At 64.5% G+C, this 17238-nt stretch carries 17 protein-coding genes and 2 tRNA genes; 13 read left to right on the forward strand and 6 right to left on the reverse strand.

The window, feature by feature from the left end:
• Positions 1-45: 45 nt before the first annotated feature.
• Positions 46-405, reverse strand: a complete 360-nt coding sequence (locus tag C7I55_RS23130) for a bleomycin resistance protein (RefSeq protein ID WP_106515397.1) — start codon at positions 403-405, stop codon at positions 46-48.
• Between the two features lie 31 nt (positions 406-436).
• Positions 437-2260, reverse strand: coding sequence for a DNA mismatch repair endonuclease MutL (gene mutL / locus C7I55_RS23135; RefSeq protein WP_106515398.1), 1824 nt, complete (start codon positions 2258-2260; stop codon positions 437-439).
• A gap of 145 nt (positions 2261-2405) precedes the next feature.
• Between mutL and C7I55_RS23140 the strand changes: the two genes are divergently transcribed.
• The 9 genes from C7I55_RS23140 (at position 2406) to C7I55_RS28315 (ending at position 9305) form a co-directional block, all read left to right on the forward strand.
• Entirely contained in the window at positions 2406-3455 is a 1050-nt protein-coding gene (locus C7I55_RS23140) for a rod shape-determining protein (protein WP_106515399.1), read from the forward strand.
• 11 nt (positions 3456-3466) lie between these two features.
• Entirely contained in the window at positions 3467-4366 is a 900-nt protein-coding gene (mreC, locus tag C7I55_RS23145) for a rod shape-determining protein MreC (RefSeq protein ID WP_106515400.1), read from the forward strand.
• Positions 4363-4878 (forward strand): rod shape-determining protein MreD, encoded by a 516-nt coding sequence (gene mreD, locus C7I55_RS23150; RefSeq protein WP_106515401.1) that lies wholly within the window; start codon positions 4363-4365, stop codon positions 4876-4878. Before mreC ends, mreD begins: the two co-directional genes overlap by 4 nt.
• Positions 4875-6809, forward strand: a complete 1935-nt coding sequence (gene mrdA / locus C7I55_RS23155; protein WP_106515402.1) for a penicillin-binding protein 2 — start codon at positions 4875-4877, stop codon at positions 6807-6809. Before mreD ends, mrdA begins: the two co-directional genes overlap by 4 nt.
• Positions 6806-7918: a rod shape-determining protein RodA gene (rodA, locus tag C7I55_RS23160; RefSeq protein ID WP_106515403.1), complete on the forward strand. Its 1113-nt coding sequence runs from the start codon at positions 6806-6808 to the stop codon at positions 7916-7918. The genes mrdA and rodA overlap by 4 nt, the downstream gene beginning before the upstream one ends.
• 175 nt (positions 7919-8093) lie before the next feature.
• Positions 8094-8169: transfer RNA gene (locus C7I55_RS23165), tRNA-Lys, on the forward strand.
• Between the two features lie 58 nt (positions 8170-8227).
• Positions 8228-8303: transfer RNA gene (locus C7I55_RS23170), tRNA-Lys, on the forward strand.
• Positions 8304-8520: 217 nt separating this feature from the next.
• On the forward strand, positions 8521-9111 hold the full coding sequence (locus C7I55_RS23175) for a class I SAM-dependent methyltransferase (protein WP_106515404.1): 591 nt from the start codon (positions 8521-8523) through the stop codon (positions 9109-9111).
• A gap of 44 nt (positions 9112-9155) precedes the next feature.
• A complete protein-coding gene (locus tag C7I55_RS28315) occupies positions 9156-9305 on the forward strand; it encodes a hypothetical protein (RefSeq protein WP_158266552.1) in 150 nt (49 codons plus the stop codon).
• Positions 9306-9450: 145 nt separating this feature from the next.
• Here C7I55_RS28315 and C7I55_RS23180 read toward each other — a convergent pair whose 3' ends face one another.
• Genes C7I55_RS23180 through C7I55_RS23190 form a run of 3 tightly spaced genes read right to left on the reverse strand, consistent with a single transcriptional unit; the run spans position 9451 to position 12670 of the window.
• A complete protein-coding gene (locus C7I55_RS23180) occupies positions 9451-10698 on the reverse strand; it encodes an ABC transporter permease (protein WP_106515405.1) in 1248 nt (415 codons plus the stop codon).
• Positions 10695-11402 (reverse strand): ABC transporter ATP-binding protein, encoded by a 708-nt coding sequence (locus C7I55_RS23185; protein ID WP_233222370.1) that lies wholly within the window; start codon positions 11400-11402, stop codon positions 10695-10697. Before C7I55_RS23185 ends, C7I55_RS23180 begins: the two co-directional genes overlap by 4 nt.
• Positions 11399-12670, reverse strand: coding sequence for an efflux RND transporter periplasmic adaptor subunit (locus tag C7I55_RS23190; RefSeq protein ID WP_106515406.1), 1272 nt, complete (start codon positions 12668-12670; stop codon positions 11399-11401). Before C7I55_RS23190 ends, C7I55_RS23185 begins: the two co-directional genes overlap by 4 nt.
• A 505-nt stretch (positions 12671-13175) precedes the next feature.
• Here C7I55_RS23190 and C7I55_RS23195 point away from each other — a divergent pair.
• The 4 genes from C7I55_RS23195 (at position 13176) to C7I55_RS23210 (ending at position 16454) form a co-directional block, all read left to right on the forward strand.
• Positions 13176-14726 (forward strand): TadE/TadG family type IV pilus assembly protein, encoded by a 1551-nt coding sequence (locus C7I55_RS23195; RefSeq protein ID WP_106515407.1) that lies wholly within the window; start codon positions 13176-13178, stop codon positions 14724-14726.
• A 65-nt stretch (positions 14727-14791) separates the two neighbouring features.
• The gene (locus C7I55_RS23200; protein ID WP_106515408.1) at positions 14792-15349 is read left to right on the forward strand and encodes a TadE/TadG family type IV pilus assembly protein; all 558 of its coding nucleotides are present in this window, start codon (positions 14792-14794) and stop codon (positions 15347-15349) included.
• A gap of 65 nt (positions 15350-15414) precedes the next feature.
• Positions 15415-16008, forward strand: coding sequence for a TadE/TadG family type IV pilus assembly protein (locus C7I55_RS23205; RefSeq protein ID WP_233222371.1), 594 nt, complete (start codon positions 15415-15417; stop codon positions 16006-16008).
• A 113-nt stretch (positions 16009-16121) separates the two neighbouring features.
• Positions 16122-16454, forward strand: a complete 333-nt coding sequence (locus C7I55_RS23210) for a hypothetical protein (protein ID WP_158266553.1) — start codon at positions 16122-16124, stop codon at positions 16452-16454.
• 220 nt (positions 16455-16674) lie between these two features.
• Here C7I55_RS23210 and C7I55_RS23220 read toward each other — a convergent pair whose 3' ends face one another.
• On the reverse strand, positions 16675-17091 hold the full coding sequence (locus C7I55_RS23220; protein WP_106515411.1) for a DUF2147 domain-containing protein: 417 nt from the start codon (positions 17089-17091) through the stop codon (positions 16675-16677).
• Positions 17092-17238 lie beyond the last annotated feature (147 nt).

The raw sequence follows: 17238 nt of genomic DNA on the forward strand, positions 1-17238 counted from the left end.
CTGGGCGTTCATGCTGCTTCGCAGGCTCCGGCGCTCGCACGGGCTCTAATTCTGAATCAGGCGGAGCAGCGACCCATCCGGATCGATCACCGCACCGACCAGCCCGCCCCAGGCCTCCCGCCGCGGCGGATGGAAACGCGGCCAGCCGGTCTGCGCCTCGGGAATTCCCGCGTCCCGCACCGCCGCGACCAGCGCCTCGAGATCATCGACCCGCAGACAGGCGCCGAACGAACTCGAAGCTGGATCGAGATCGGGATAGGGGAAGAATTCGAGCGCGAGGTCGCCGCGAGTCAGAATCATCCAGGCGGCATCGCGCCACGTCCGTTCAAAGCCGAGCCTCGCGTAGAAAGCCTCCGTTGCATTGAAATCACGCGCCGGAAGATTGGGTGTCGCGCGATCCGCCATCACGTATATCTCCGTCGCTTGCCCACAGCCTTCATTTTCGCCCGAACAATTTCTCGATGTCACCATGGGCGAGCTTCACCCATGTCGGGCGGCCATGATTGCACTGGCCGGAATGCGGCGTGACTTCCATTTCGCGAAGAAGTGCGTTCATTTCTGCAACCGAAAGAACGCGGCCGGCGCGGACCGAGCCGTGGCAGGCCATGGTCGCAGCGACATGGTCGATTCGCTCCTTGAGCGACAAGGCCTCGTCGAAGGCGGCGAGCTCGTCGGCGAGGTCGGTGACCAGGCCGACGACGTCGCCGTTGCCCAGCATCGCCGGAGTCGCGCGCACCAGCATCGCCCGCGGTCCGAAACGCTCGAGTTCGAGCCCCATTTCGGCAAGCTCGCCGATCCGGGCTTCCAGCCGGTCGCAGCCATTTTCGTCCAGTTCCACGACTTCGGGCAGCAACAGGGCCTGGCGGGCGACGCCGCCGTCGGCGACCGCGCGTCGCATCCGTTCGAGCACCAGTCGCTCATGCGCCGCATGCTGATCCACGAGCACCAGACCGTCTTCCGCCTCCGCGACGATATAGGTCGCCGCCACCTGGCCGCGGGCGACGCCAAGCGGAAAGCGGACAGCCTCGGGCGGCTGCGCGGTGGCAGTTTCGGCTCGCGCCATCGGTGCAGGCGCATAGGATCCACGCGCCTCCCACATCGCCTGGCCTTGGGACTGAAACGCCGGCCTGGTCAGCGTCTGCGCGCCGGAGCCATTGTTCCACGATGCTGCCGAAGCCGCATCGGGCCGAAATTGATCCCAAAGCGGCATCGACGGTGCCGGCGGGGTCATCGGCTCCTGCTGCCAGGCGACATCCTGCGGTCGCTGGACGCTGCGATGCCCGGCTTCGTCGAGCGCGTGGCGGAGGCCGCCGATGATCAAGCCGCGGATTAGCGACGGGTCCCGGAACCGCACCTCGGTTTTGGCGGGGTGGACGTTGACATCCACCTCCTCGCCGGGAAGTTCGACGAACAAGGCGACAACCGGATGGCGATCGCGCGCGAGCATGTCCTGATAGGCCCCGCGCAGGGCGCCGATGAGCAGGCGGTCCTTCACCGGACGCCCGTTGACGAACAGATATTGGTGGTCGGCGATGCCGCGATTGAAGGTCGGCAGGCCGGCGACACCGCCAAGGCGGGCGCGGCCGCGCTCGTAATCGATGCCGACGCTGTTCTCCGCAAGCGCACGGTCGGTCAACGCCGCGACCCGTGACGGCCGATCCTCACCCGGAGGCACGGAGAAGTTGCGCCGGCCGTCATGGTCGAGGGTGAAGCCGACATCGGGGCGCGCCATCGCCAACCGTTTCACCACGTCCACGCAGGCGGCATATTCGGAGCGATCGGACCGCAGGAACTTACGGCGCGCCGGCACCCGAGCAAATAGATCCTCGACGAGGATGCGGGTGCCCGGGGGCAGCGCAGCCGGCCCTTCCGCCACCACCCGGCCATTGTCGATCGTGCGCGACCAACCGTCGGCACCCCGCACGCGGCTTTCGATCGACAGGCGGGCGACGCTTGCGATCGAGGGCAGGGCCTCGCCGCGGAAGCCCAACGTGGTCACCGCATCGATCTCGTCGTCAGGCAGTTTGGAGGTGGCGTGGCGCTCCAGCGCCAGCGCCATCTCGTCCGGATCCATGCCGCAGCCATCGTCGATCACTTCGATCCGGCCGATGCCGCCTTGCCCCAGGGACACGACTATTCGGCTTGCCCCGGCGTCGATGGCATTCTCGACCAGTTCCTTCAGCGCGCTGGCCGGCCTTTCCACCACTTCACCGGCGGCGATGCGATTGACCAGATGCTCAGGAAGTCTGCGTATTGACATGGTTTCTTCTCTAGCCCAAGCGGCAGCTTCCCGCGAGCGTTAACGATCCTGTGGCGCAAGCGGCGGGCGCACCCTATAGAGGCAATATTCACGCGGGACCCGCAGTTTTTCGGGCCCGTGTCGTCAGGAAGCGAGATCAGCCACCATGCCCCTCCCGCGTTTTCTCAAGCCTTTCAAATTCCCTTCGCATGACATGGCGATCGATCTCGGCACCGCCAACACGGTGGTCTACGTCCGCGGCCGCGGGGTCGTGCTCAACGAGCCGTCCGTCGTGGCGATCGAGACGCTGAACGGCGTCAAGCGCGTCAAGGCGGTGGGCGATGACGCGAAGATGATGATGGGCAAGACGCCGGATCAGATCGAGGCTATTCGTCCGTTGCGCGACGGCGTGATCGCCGACATTGACGTCGCCGAGCAGATGATCAAGCATTTCATTCAGAAGGTGCATGGCCGCCGGCGCTTCCCGCGCTGGCCGGAGATCGTGATCTGCGTCCCGTCGGGCTCGACCTCGGTCGAGCGGCGCGCGATCAGGGACGCCGCCTCTAATGCCGGTGCAAGCCAGGTGTGGCTGATTGAAGAGCCGATGGCCGCCGCGATCGGCGCTGACATGCCGGTCACCGAACCGATCGGATCCATGGTCGTCGACATCGGCGGCGGCACCACCGAGGTCGCGGTGCTTTCGCTGCGCGGGCTCGCCTACACCACCTCGGTACGGGTCGGCGGCGACAAGATGGACGAGGCGATTTCCTCCTATGTCCGTCGCAACCACAACCTTCTGATCGGAGAGGCAACGGCCGAGCGGATCAAGAAGCAGGTCGGCATCGCCAAGCCGCCGGTCGACGGCGACGGCCTCACGGTTCACATCAAGGGTCGCGATCTCGTCAACGGCGTGCCCAAGGAAATCACGATCAACCAGCGCCAGATCGCCGAAGCTCTGTCGGAGCCGGTCGGGACGATCGTCGAGGGCGTCCGGATCGCGCTCGAGAACACGGCGCCAGAGCTTGCTGCCGACATCGTCGACCAGGGCATCGTGCTCACCGGCGGCGGCGCGCTGCTTCAGGGGCTCGACGAGGTGCTGCGCGACGAGACCGGTCTGCCCGTCACCGTCGCGGAGGATCCGCTCACCTGCGTCGCGATCGGCACCGGGCGCGCGCTCGAGGAAGAGATCTTCCGCGGCGTCCTCCAGACCGCCTGATCGATCGGAGCATGGCGCCGCCATCGACACGGCGCCCCGGATTTTCCCGCAGGGCGCAATACGGACTTTTCCTCGGCTATGTCGTGGCGGTTGCCGGCGTGCTGTTCGCGCTGATGCTGCTGACCCTGTCCGTCATCGATCCGCGGGGGTTCGGGGCCTTGAAGGGTGCTGCGCTTGATGCCACCAGCCCGGTGTCGTCGGCAGGCCGCGGGATCGTAAATTTTTTCGGCGGCATCGGCAGCACGGTTGGGAATTACTTCAACGCCGGCGCTCAGAACGACGATCTCAAGCGCCAGCTCGCGGCCACCCGCCGCAAGATCGTCGAGGCGCGTGCCACCGAGCTAGAGAATCAGCGGCTTAAGGCGATGCTGAAGCTGAGCGAGACGGTCGGCGATGAGGTGACGGTCACCAGGGTGGTCGGCTCCTCTTTCGATTCGAGCCGCCGGCTCGCGACGCTCTCGGTGGGCTCGGGCGCAGGGGTCGCACCGGGGCAGCCGGTCCGCTCGCCCGAGGGCCTGATCGGCCGGGTCATCGAGACCGGCCGCTGGGCGTCGCGGGTGCTGCTGGTCAGCGACGGCGCGAGCAGCGTTCCGGTGCGCCTGGTGCGCGACGGCACCCCTGCGATCGCGCAGGGCCTCGGCGATGGCAGCATCGACTTGAAGACGCTGGAAGTCGGCAAGAACCCGTTCCGGCGCGGCGACATCCTCGTCACGTCGGGCGTCGGCGGCGTCTATCCGCCGAACGTGCCGGTCGCGGTCGTCGTCCGCGTCGAGCGCGAGCGCACGACCGCACGCCCGCTCGCCGATCCTGCCACGGTCGATTTCGCGATGGTGCTTCGCCCGTTCCAGCCGGTCGCCGACCAGCCATTGTCGCAAGCGACCAGCGAAGCGCTTCAGGGGGCGGCGCAATGAGCCGGATCGCCGGCTCCGAGCGGGATGTCGCCTGGTGGAGTGCCCGGCGGCAGCTGGTGCCGGTGCTGACCACCCTCGCCGCCGCTCTGCTCGATTCCCTGCCGATCGTCACCCAAACGCCGCTCGTCCCCGATTTCGCCTTCCTGGTGCTGATTGCGTGGCGCCTGCTTCGACCCGAGCTCTGGCAGGCCTATGCTGCCCTTCCGCTCGGCTTCTTCGCCGATCTCGTCGCGGGCCACCCGCTCGGCCAGTCTATGGCGATCTGGACGATCACCTTCCTGGCTTTCGACCTGATCGATTTGCGGGTCGGCTGGCGCGATTATTGGACCGACTGGCTGTTCGCCTCGCTCGCCATCGCCTTCCACAGCGCCGCTGCCTGGTATATCGGCTGGATCGGGGGCAGCCGGACCGACTTCATGATCCTGATGCCCCAGCTCGTCCTGTCGCTCTTCTCCTTCCCCCTGGTCGCGCGCATCGTGCTCGGCCTCGACCGCTGGCGGCTGGCACGATGAGGCGGCGCAACGCCCCGATCATCACCGAAAACAGCCAAGTCTACACCTTCACCCGGCGGGCGCTGGTGCTCGGCGCCGGCCAGGGACTGCTGGCCGCCGCCCTGGCCGGGCGGATGGCCTACATCTCCATTGCGGAGAACGAGCGCTACAATCTGGCTTCGGACGAGAACCGCATTCAGATGCGGCTGATGCCGCCGCGGCGCGGCTGGATCGTCGATCGTCACGGCCAGCCGATCGCCATCAATCGGTCCGACTTCCGCGTCGACCTCATCCCCGACCGGCTGCATGATCCCGATCGGATCCTCGCTGAGCTGGCCCGTTTGCTCGAGCTGCCGGCCGACGAGATCGAGCGCATCCGTGCCGAGCTCAAGCATGCGGCCGGTTATCAGCCGGTTCCGGTCGCCGAAAACGTGCCGTTCGAGAAATATGCCGCAGTAACCGTGCGCCTGCCCGAGCTTCCCGGCGTGGCACCCTTGCGCTCCTTTTCCCGCTTCTATCCCGACGCCGCCGCGGTCGCCCATCTCGTTGGGTATGTGGGCACGCCCAACCGCAAGGAATACGAGGCCGAGAACAAGATCCCGCTGCTGATCACGCCCGGTTTCAAGATCGGCAAGGAAGGGCTCGAGAAGACGATGGAGCAGCGCCTGCGCGGGAAGCCCGGCGCGCAGCGGATCGAGGTCACTGCCCGCGGCCAGCTGGTGCGCGAACTGTCGACCCTGTCGGATGTTTCGGGGCAGCCGCTGCCGCTCACCATCGACGGCGGCCTGCAGACCTTCGCCGCCCGTCGGCTTGGCGAGGAATCCGGTTCGGTGGTGGTCATCGATTGCCTCACCGGCGACATCCTCTGCCTTGCCTCGATGCCGGCCTACGATCCCAACAGCTTCACCGACGGCATCAGCCAGAATGAGTGGAAGATGCTCGCCGAAGACGAGCGCCATCCGCTGATCAACAAGGCGCTGAACGGCCTCTACCCACCGGGATCGACCTTCAAGCCTATGGTGGCGATGGCCCTGCTCCAGGCCGGCATCGATCCGACCGCGCGGGTCAATTGTCCCGGCGGCTTCCAGCTCGGCAGCCGTTTCTTCCGATGCCTTGGTCGGCACGGACCGATGACCATGCACACCGCGCTGGCGCGGAGCTGCAACACCTATTTTTATGCGATGGGGCGCCGCGCCGGGATCGACGTCATCTCGGCAATGGGCCGGCGGCTGGGCTTCGGCCAGAAATTCGATCTGCCGGTGGTTTCCCAAAATTACGGCACGATGCCGAGCGCCGAGTGGAAGGAGCGCAAATACAAGGACGATTGGTCGCAGTCCGACACGCTCAACACCTCGATCGGGCAGGGCTATGTGATCGTCAATCCGCTGCAGCTTGCCGTCATGTCGTCGCGCATCGCGTCCGGCCTCGATCTGCAGCCGCATCTGATCCGGGCCAACCGCCCTGCCCCGCAGCCGCTGCCCTTTGCCAAGGAGCATTTCGAAACGGTGCGGTCCGGAATGTGGGAAGTCGTCAACGGTGCCGGGACCGCCGGCCGGAGCCGGCTGGAAATCCCCGGCGTGGAGATGGGCGGCAAGACTGGTACTGCCCAGGTGCGCCGCATCGTGGGCTCCCAGCGCGGCCAGAGCGGCGAGTGGAAATATCGCGACCACGGCCTGTTCGTCTGTTTCGCGCCGACAGCGTCGCCGCGCTACGCGGCTTCCGTCGTGATCGAGCACGGCATGGGCGGCGCGCGCGCCGCCGCACCGGTCGCCAAAGATGTGCTGACCTATTTGTTCGACAAGGAAAAGGCGATGGCCTCGCTGATCAAGTTCGAAGAGCAATGGGGCGGGACGATGGCTCAGCGCATGGAGGTGCGGGCCCAGCGCTGGCTCGCTGAAAAGGCGGCCGAGAAGGCTGCGCTTCAGAATGGCGGTGGAGGCGCGACGCGATGAGAGGGGCATCCTTCGTCCCGGCACCCGTCGCAACCCTGCCGTGGGGCATGTTGTGGATCGTACTCGCGCTCGGTGCGGCCGGGGTGCTCGCGCTTTACTCGGCAGCCGGGGGCTCCTTCTCACCCTGGGCCGCGTTCCACGCCGTTCGGTTCACGGCCTTCTTCTGCATGGCGCTGGTTATCTCGCGGTTCAGGACGGAGACGTTCCACGATCTCACCTTCGTTGCCTATGCGGGCGGAATTTGCCTGTTGATCCTCACGCTCATGCTCGGGGTGATCGGCGGCGGCGCGCGCAGCTGGTTGGAACTCGGCTTTGTCCGCCTGCAACCCTCGGAGCTGATGAAGCCGATCATCGTGCTGGTGATCGCCCGCTTCTATGCGCGCATGCCGCCGAAAGAGATACGGCGCTGGGCGGCAATCTGGCCTGTCGGGGTGTTCCTCGGTCCGCCGATCCTGCTCATCCTGCTGCAGCCGGATCTCGGCACGACCATGCTGATCGTGCTCAACACGATCGCCCTGATGTTTCTTGCCGGCCTGCCGCTCCGCCTGTTCATCGGCAGCGGCATTATCGTCGGTGCCGCCTTGCCCCTCGTTTATTCCTTCCTGCTCCTGCCCCACCAGCAGAAGCGCGTGCTGATCTTCCTCGATCCCGAAGCCGATCCGCTCGGCGCCGGCTACCACCTCACCCAGTCGAAGATCGCGATCGGTTCGGGCGGGCTGTTCGGCAAGGGCTTTCTCAACGGCACCCAGAGCCATCTCGAATATCTCCCGGAGCAACATACCGATTTCATTTTCTCGGCGATCGCGGAAGAATGGGGTTTGGTCGGCGGCTGCGTTCTGATCGCCCTGTTCTTTCTGCTGGTGCGCTGGGGCATGAACGTCGCAATCGAATCCAAAGGCCGCTTCGAGCGCCTCACCGCTGCCGGCCTGACCCTCACCATCTTCTTCTATCTCGCGATCAACCTGATGATGGTGATGGGCCTCGCCCCCGTCGTCGGCATTCCGCTGCCTCTGGTTTCTTATGGTGGTTCGGCAATGCTGACGGTGATGATCTGCCTCGGCATGCTGATGGCGATCGACCGCGGCAACAAGAAGGACCGCCGCAACTAGGCTGCGCCGGCGGCTCCCCGAGTGGTGACCAGCCGCTCAGCGCGTTTCGGCAGCACCACATGCGGTGCAAAGCTTCGGCCAGTGGCTGTTCCCAGCCGAAATTGTGGATAAGGGCATTTGCGTGGTTGCAATCGCGCCGGTGCGACCGTAGAGGCCCGTCCAGCCGCAAGGCACTGGACGCATAGCTCAGTTGGTAGAGCAGCTGACTCTTAATCAGCGGGTCCTAGGTTCGAGCCCTAGTGCGTCCACCACCTTCTTCGCAGACTTGCGACGAGGCGAAGAGGCCAGGCCTCGGAGCCGGCAGGTACCGGACGCATAGCTCAGTTGGTAGAGCAGCTGACTCTTAATCAGCGGGTCCTAGGTTCGAGCCCTAGTGCGTCCACCACCACTCTCTTCCTCGATGCGATGATCGAGCCGCATTGGCGCCAGGCCGAGGCTTGTCGCCTCCTCTCGTATCGCCCGGATTGGGGCTCAATCGAGATCCTTTGCATGAGCGTCCCTCGCGCGAAGCGAAGGTCGTCTCGGCCGATGCGACATCGACCTGTCGAGAGTATCGGCCAGGGAGCGCTTGATCGACGGTGCGCAACATGGAAGCGTGCCTTATGGACAGCGATTGCTCCGAAGGTTGGGACGGCATTGCCGAGCACTTCATGACCGCGCGGTCTGAGGTTGGCGTTACCATCATCCGATCGTGGGCGCGTGATCGACTACCGACTAATGCCGCCGTGTTGGACATCGGCTGCGGCTCCGGCCTGCCGGTGGCGCGCGCGCTGGTGGAGAACGGCTTCACCGTCTTCGGAGTCGACGCTTCGCCCCGGATGATCGATGCCTTTCGGCGCCACCTCCCTGCCTCTGAGAGCGCCTGTGAGGCCGCACAGGACAGCCCTTTCTTCCACCGGACCTTCGATGCTGCGGTGGCAATTGGATTGCTGTTCCTGCTCTGCGCGGACGATCAGCGACGGCTCATTCCACGCGTGGCGGATGCACTCAGGCCAAACGGCCGCTTTCTGTACACCGCGCCGCGCGAGGCCTGCGCATGGCGCGACGTGTTGACCGGCCGCATGTCCGTGTCTCTCGGCGCTCAGGAATATGGAAGGATCCTCGCGGCGTCCGGGTTGCGGCTGGTCGGCCGTTACGTCGATGAAGGCGGCAACATTCATCATGATGCGGTGAAGCCTGTCCTCGCGCCGTAGGCCGGTCGGGACTTTATTGACCAGTCTGCACGTCCGCGATCAGCATGAACGAATTCGGCGACATACTCGCCCCGGAGCGCCTGCCCACCCGCCATCGCCGCGCTGTCGTCGGCAATATAGCGTCCCTCGCAGTGGGAGAAGCGGGCATGCTCGACGGCACGATACAGCCGACAGGGCATGAAGGCGCACTTTGAACGCGGGCGGAGCACAAGACGGCCTCTCCCAGACGTCAGCTGCCAAGTCGGATCTGACGGTGAAGAACCCTCTATATTGCCCTGAGGTAGGCTGGTCTGCATCAGCGGCAAACCCTATTGTGCCCTGTCGCCAGCCCTCATCTGGCTACTCGCTGCGAAGCGCGTCAATTGGCGACAGCCGAGATGCACGGAGCGCGGGATAGCCGCCGAACAGGATGCCGGTGACCGCGGAGAAGAGGATCGCACCAGCGCCGACTCCAGCGCCGACCTCGGCCGGAAAATCGGCATAGACCGAGAACGCGGTGGCGGCGGCGATCGCGAGGAGCAGCCCGATCGCCCCGCCGATCACGCACAGGATGGCGGCTTCGACGAGGAACTGGTTGCGGATGTCGCGGCGCTTGGCGCCGAGCGCCATACGGAGGCCGATCTCTCGGGTGCGCTCGGTAACCGACACCAGCATGATGTTCATGATGCCTATGCCGCCGACCAGCAGCGAAATGGACGCGATCGCAACCAGTACGCTCTGAAAGATGGCGGTGACCTGGCTCGATTCCTCGATGAACTCGGCGGTGGTACGGATGGTGAAGGGCTGCACCTCGCGCGGGGCGACGCTGTAGCGGCTCCGCAGGAGGCGGGTCATCTCGCGCTTGGCGCGCTCGAGGTCGGTACCGTCCTCGAAGCCGACATACAGAAGATGAAGGTCATCCGGGCCTGGCAAGGCGTTCGAGAACCGCGCGCGTGCGGTGGTGATCGGTACGATGATGACGTTGTCGTTGTCGTTACCGAAACTGGAGCCCTTCGGCTCGAGAACGCCGACGACGGTGAATGGAACCCGATCGATCCGGAATGCCTCGCCGACCGGATCGAAGGAGCCGAACAATTTGCGTGCCACGGTCGGCCCGAGCACCGCCACCCGGGCGCCCGATCGGACGTCGGCCTCGCCGATGAACCGGCCGACCTCCGCGCCGATCCCGGCGACCGAGGCATAGCCCGACGTCGCGCCGATCGCGGTCGTCGAGGCCCGCCTGCTCGCCGCGACGAGCTGGACGCTCGACCTGAGCTGAGGGCCGGTCGCGCTCACGCCGGCGATCGAGCGTTCGATCGCGCGTGCGTCACGCAATGTCAGCCGCCCGCGGTCGAACGAGGATCGACCACCCTCACCGTCCGGCTGCGGAAACACGATTGCCATGTTGGACCCGAGGGCATCGATCGATTCCATGACCGAAACCTTTGCTCCGGAGCCCACCGCTACCGCAAGCGTCACCGCGAACACGCCGATCATGACGCCCAATGTGGTGAGAATCGAGCGCATCAAATTGGTACGGAGCGCCGTCAGGGCGATGCCGACGTTGATCGCCCAGGCGTCCAGCCGCCCGAGCAAGGTGCGCTTCATGCCGCCACCATGCGATCGGTAACCGGCTCGTCGGTGATGATCCGGCCATCCCGGAACAGGATGCGACGGCGGGCGTAGCGCGCGATGTCGGCCTCGTGCGTGACCAGCACAATGGTGATGCCCTCGTCGTTGCGCTGCTGGAAGATGCGCATGATCTCGTCGGAGGTTGCAGAATCGAGCGCCCCGGTGGGCTCGTCGGCGAGCAGGATCTTGGGCTCGGTAACCAGCGCCCGCGCGATCGCGACCCGCTGTTGCTGTCCTCCCGACAGCTTCGCCGGCGAATGGTCGAGCCGGTCTCCCAGGCCCATCGCCTCGAGCTTGGCCCGTGCCCGTTCCCGCCGCTCGGCCGGGGCGACCCCGGCGTAGATGAGCGGGACTGCGACATTGTCGAGCGCGCTGGTCCGGGCGAGCAGATTGAATTGCTGAAAGACGAAGCCGATGGTGCGGTTGCGGAGCTCGGCAAGCGAATCGCTGCTCATGGCGCCAGTCTCGACGCCGTCGACCAGGAGCGCGCCGGCGCTCGGCACGTCGAGGCAGCCGACCATGTTCATGAAGGTGGATTTGCCCGATCCGCTCGCGCCCATGATCGCGACGAACTCACCGGTTTCTAGGGTGACGCTGACGCCGCGCAGAGCGTGAACCGTCTCTTCTCCAACCCGATAGGATTTGGCGAGATCGCGTGCCTCGACCAAGGGCCGTATCACCGCCCCTCCTCCTGCGCTTCCTCGTCGTCGGGCTCCTCTTCCGCCTTTTTCTCGAGCGAGCGGGAGCGAAGCAGGACACGTTCTCCCGGCTTCACGCCGCCGACGATTTCGACGAATTCCTCGCTCCTCATACCGACCCGCACCGTCCGACGCTCCGGCTTGTAGGGATCGGCGGAGGCGAGCCAGACGGTGGTCGAGCGGCTCGCGCCGGCAGCCGGCGTGGTCTCGTCGTTGGGCCGATCGCCGGGACGTGGCCGGAAGCGCAAGGCGGCGGAGGGAACGCGGAGCACACCGGCACGGGCACCGGTCACGATCTCGACATTGGCGGTCATGCCGGGCAGCAATTTGCCTTCGGGATTCTGCACCTGTAGGATCACGAAATAGCTGACCACGTTCTGCGCTTCGCTGGCCGAGGTCCGGATCTGGCGGACAGTCGCCGCGAACGGCTGGTCGGGATAGGCATCGACGGTGAACCGCACCGGCTGGCCGACGCGAACCTCCCCGATATCGGCTTCGTCGACGGAGGCTTCGACCTGCATCACCCGCATGTCGGAAGCGATCTCGAACAGGTTCGGCGTCTGGAAGCTGGCGGCGACGGTGGCGCCCGGTTCAACCAACTTGTTGATGACGGTTCCGCTTGCCGGCGCGATGATGCGCGTGCGCGTCAGATCGAGCTTCGCCGACTGCAGCTCGGCTTCGCGCTGGCGGATCTGCGCCCGCGCGGAGATCACGCCGGCCTGCGCGGTCTTGAGCCCGCTCTGCGCCGCCGCAACCGTGTTCGCCGCCTGATCGAGCCCTGTCTTGGAGGTGAAGCCGCGCGCCGCCAATTCCTTGCGGCGGTGGTAATCACGGTTCTGGATTTCGATGTCGGTGCGGGCGCGGGCCAGCCCGGCCTCCGCCTGGGCGAGCGCGGCACGGGCGAGATCCACCTGCGCCTCCGCCTGGGTCACCCGTGCGGCAACGCGGGTCGGATCGATCTCGGCGAGCGGTTGCCCCGCGAGCACCTGGGAATTGTAATCCACGAAAACTCGGGAGACTTGGCCCGATATCTCGGATCCAACCTTGATCGTGTTCAACGCGCGGATCTTGCCGCTGGCTGACACGATCCTCGTGACCGCGCCACGGTCCACCGGCATTGCCACATATTCGTAAGTCGGTTCGCTCGGCGCCAGCACCTTGTAGAGGATCAGCGCCGCGACCAGGATGATCAGCGCGGACCAGATCGGACGATTCCGGATCCAGCGGAATATTGCGAACCTCTTGATCACCCGAACTGCGCCCCCCCGCCATGAACGATGTTAGCGTGTTCTTCGGGCCCGCAAAGCGCAAAAGCGGGCGAGCTACTCTGAACCTTGTCGCCGACTTGGCTTTACGAGCAGCCCGACACTCGAAAGATCGGTATGGATGACCATCACGATGGAGATGACCGCCCCAGGCACACGAATCCCGAACCTGTTCTGGAGAAGGAGTCGCCGGAACGACGAGCCTTCATCTCCAGGCTGAGGGGACGGCGCTCAGCGAACCCGGCCCAACGGCGCAGCGTCTGGCGGCTTACCGGAAACCTTGGCACTCGGAACGCGGCAGCTTCACCCCTCTCATCCCCACATTCGACCTGACTGCCACCTCCGTGCGGCCATGCCCAGGGATCTGAGAACAAGGCCTTTCCCCTCACCCGGTCCTTAACGCTCCGTTAGCCCCTTCTGGAGGAAAAGCGGCAACGATTCCCATGTAGGGCTGACCGATGTTTTCGCTCGGCTCGCGAGAGGATGCGACTTGGAGCGGCCGGTCCATCGAACCGGCCGCCTTTCAGGCAAGGATGCGGACGTGCAAGGCTTTCTGACCAGGCTGCTCAACAACAAGAAGGCGTCCGTGCTGCCGATGATGGCCGCCGCGATGATCCCGCTGATCGGTATCATCGGCTCGGGCCTCGACATGAGCCGCGCCTATCTCGCCAAGGCCCGCCTTCAGACTGCCTGTGACGCCGCAGCGCTCGGCGCGCGGCGCGCGATGGCGAAAGCGACCGAGCTCGATGATGCTGCCAAGGCAGAGGGATTGAAGTTTTTCGATTTCAACTTTCCGGTCGGCCTGCTGAACACCCCCAAGGTCACACCGGTTTTCGCCCAGAACGGAACGGACCCGACGATCGTCGAGGTGACGGCGACGGCCCAGGTGCCGACCACCCTGATGCGCGTTTTCGGAAAAACCGAAATGGAGGTGAAGGCTAGCTGCAGCGCCGATCAGGATTATGTCAATAACGACATCATGCTGGTTCTCGATGTCACCGCGTCGATGAACTGCGCCATCAAAACGGGCGACTCCTGCGCGTACAAAGATACCAAGCAGCCGGATTCACGCCTTGCTGCACTCGATGCAGCCGCAAAGGCCCTATACAAGGCACTCGAGGGCGCCAAGGGCGTACGTACGCGGTACGGCTTCATGCCATATTCGATGACTGTCAATGTGGGCGGCAGCATCCCCACCACTATGATGCAAGACCCGGGCAAGTATCACACCTATCCGTGCACCGTCTGGAACAAGGACGCCAATGGAAAGAACACAACCTGCAAGACCTACACGTGGACAGACGTAAGCAAGACCCACAGCAGCTGGGATTGTGTCGAGGAGAGGCCAAGTTCTGATCAGACCAGTGGATGGCCCATCACGATCAAGACTGCAGTCACCGATGACGATATCGACAAGACCGGAACGACTGCGACGCTCAAGTGGCAGCCGTATGATCCATCAACGACAAATGGTTATTCCGGTGTTGCACTGCTAAGCTCCTTCTGCCCTGCGCCGGCGGCGAGGCTAGCAGTTTATAATACCGAAACAGCGTTCCAGAACCAGGTGACCGCCAGCCTGGCGAAGGTGGGCGGCTATACCCATCACGACCTCGGCATCGTCTGGGGCATGCGGTTCCTCTCCGGGTCCGGAATGTTCAAGGCAGACAACCCGGATTTCCTGCTCGACCAGTCGGGGCGGCAGATCCGCGTCGAGCGTCACATCGTGTTCCTCACAGATGGCGTTATGACGGTTGATGCCAATGCGTACAGCTCCTTCGGCATTCCGAAAGCCAGAGACCGGCTGAGCGCTGCCAGCGGAGACACGCTGGCGAAGCACAAAGAGCGTTTCCTAAACGCCTGCAACCAGGCGAAAGCCAAAGCGACCATCTGGGTGATTGCCCTCGATGTCGGCTCCGGTGCCGACCAGATCAAGAACTGCGCTTCCGGAGATGACCATTTCTTCCAGAGCACGGGCACCGATCTCGAGGCCGTCTTCCGCGCCATCGGCAAGGGGATCGGCAAACTCAGGGTGGTCTCGTGATCTCCGGACGGCCGATAAAGAGCGCAGCGAAGCCAAGGCTCGCAGCCGACGCGCGCGGAGCGGCAATGTCCGAATTCGGCCTCTTGCTGCTGCCGATGTGTCTGTTTCTGGTCGGCAGTCTCGACATGGGGATGGAAATCTACTACAAATCGGTGCTGCAGGGCGCCGTCAACGATATCGCCCGGTCGGCGATCGTGGAGTCGCCCAACTTCACCGGCGACGCATCGATGCAGCTGGAGGACAAGATCAAGGCGGCCATCAAGGAGCGCGTCGGCACCCTGGTCCCGAACCCGACTTGGGACATCAAACTCACCAGCTACTATGATTTCACGGGTGCCAAAAAGCCGGAACGATACGTCGACACGAACAAGAACGGCAAATACGACAAGGGCGAGTGCTTCACGGACTCGAAGGTAAACAACGTTTACGATACGGACACTTCCTCCGCCACCCGCGGCGGCGCGGACGACGTCGTCTTTTATGAAGTCAACATGAAGACAGCTCGTGTGCTTCCAGTGGCAAAGCTCTTTGGCGCATCCGGAAATTACGATCTTACCGTCCAGACTGCCGTTCGAAATCAGCCATATTCAGATCGGGCTGCTCCCAAGCAGGTTTGCACATGATGCGCGTACACCTCCCAGCTTCCCGCGCGACGAAAGCATTGTACGCTGACGCGTCGGGTGTTTCGATGGTCGAGTTCGCACTCGTTCTTCCGCTCCTGGCAGCGATCGCAATGACCGGAATCGAATATGCGAACCTGGCGATGGCGCACGTCCGCATCAGCCAGATTGCCGACACGGTTGCCGACAATGCGGGGAGGGTCCCCGATCTTGTCACGGAAACCGATATCGACGAAATCTTCGCGGGAGCACGTGAAACCGGCGGATCGCTCGACTTCGAAGCGAACGGCAAGGTCGTGCTTTCGTCCTTGCAGCAAAACGGACAGCCTGCACCCAAGACCGGGGAAACCGACAACAGGGGTCAGTGGATACGCTGGCAGCGTTGTCTCGGCGCGCTGAAGGTCAATCCCGCTTACGGCGTGGAAGGGACCGGAGAGTCGAGCGCCGCCCTTCAGTCGATGGGAAAGACCGGAAGGACGATATCGGCTCTCCCGCACACCGCGGTCATGTTCGTCGAAGTTTCGTACGACTATCAGCCGATTGTCAGCAGCGCGTTGGTGAAATCGACGCGTATCCAATATGAAAGCGCGTTCATCGTTCGCGACCGCGCCGAATTGGGTATTCAAAGCGGGACGACGTCGTACAACTGCCCGACTTACTGACAGCGCACCGGATTGCCCGCCAACTCGCTCCAGACATAGGCGCTCTCGCCTGCCTTCTTGATGCCGCAGTCTGTTGCGAAGCTGCCGGTGGACGACTGAGGCAGGCAATGGACATGGTGTGGTTGTTGATCTTCCAAGCCTCGGCAAGCGCGCCCTCCCTTCCGCCCTCGGACTTCGATCTGGCGAAACTGCGCGCGATCGACCTCACCCCTTCGATCACCGGCCGGTGCGGATCACAGCCGTCGGGCGAGATCGTCGTCTGCGGACGGCGGCAGGATGAAGACGCCGGAGTGAAGTATCGGCCGGAATTCGCGGAGCAGCAGCCGTTGGCCGCAGAGATCGGCATCGGCGGCGGTGCGAAGGCGCGCGCCTTTGTCGATCAGGTGGGAATGCCGGACGGTCAGATCAGCAAACGGATCATGGTCGGCATCAAAGTCCCTTTCTGAACGCTTCACGCAAAGCGATCGGCTGATCCTTCGCCGAAGCGGTATCGGGTCGGCAGCTACCTTTCGCACTGCCGCGGCACGCTCGTATCGACCTCGCTGCGGGACTGCGGGCTGCGGGGCTGCGGGGCCGCGGGGCCGCGGGGCCGCGGGGCCGCGGGGTCGCGGGGTCGCGGGGCCGCGGGGCGCGCCAACCAGCGGCAGGCCCACCCGCCTCCTCATGTCAACCGATCCGGGTCCAGGTCTGAGTCTTGCAAAGAAGGTTGCCGATCAGGCAGCCCTTGCCGGTCATCGACGTCGCGCTGTTCGCGACGATGCTGCCCGAAAAGGTGCGGCCCATATCCGGGACGAAGACGCGGCCGTTCCACACACCCGGACGAACCTGCTTGAACTCGCGGAACAATTGCGTGCCGACAAGCTTCGGGGTTCCCGCCTTGCGGGCCTTCGCCTCCGCCTTGGGCGCTGCCCATACCACGGTACCGCAAACCGTCGTGCCGCAGGGCTGCATGCGAACGTGCACCGTGTTCTTGGGGTTGCGCCACACGCCTGCGGCCTGGATCGGTGCAGCCGCGTCGGCGGCGCTTGGAATACCGGTAAGCGACGCCAAACCGGCGGCAAAAACGACGGACGCCTTACGCACTCTTTCTCTCCTGGATCTTTGCTAGAGCATGATCATTTTTCTGTGAATCTGGCAGGGGATTCCCAAAGGGCCTGGATCGTGATTCAAGGTGCTGGCTGGAAGGAGGCCAGCATGGATGACGCGGCCTTATTCAAATGATCTTCGCGA

Origin of the sequence: Allosphingosinicella deserti (assembly GCF_003012735.1) — a bacterium.
Lineage (GTDB): Bacteria > Pseudomonadota > Alphaproteobacteria > Sphingomonadales > Sphingomonadaceae > Allosphingosinicella > Allosphingosinicella deserti.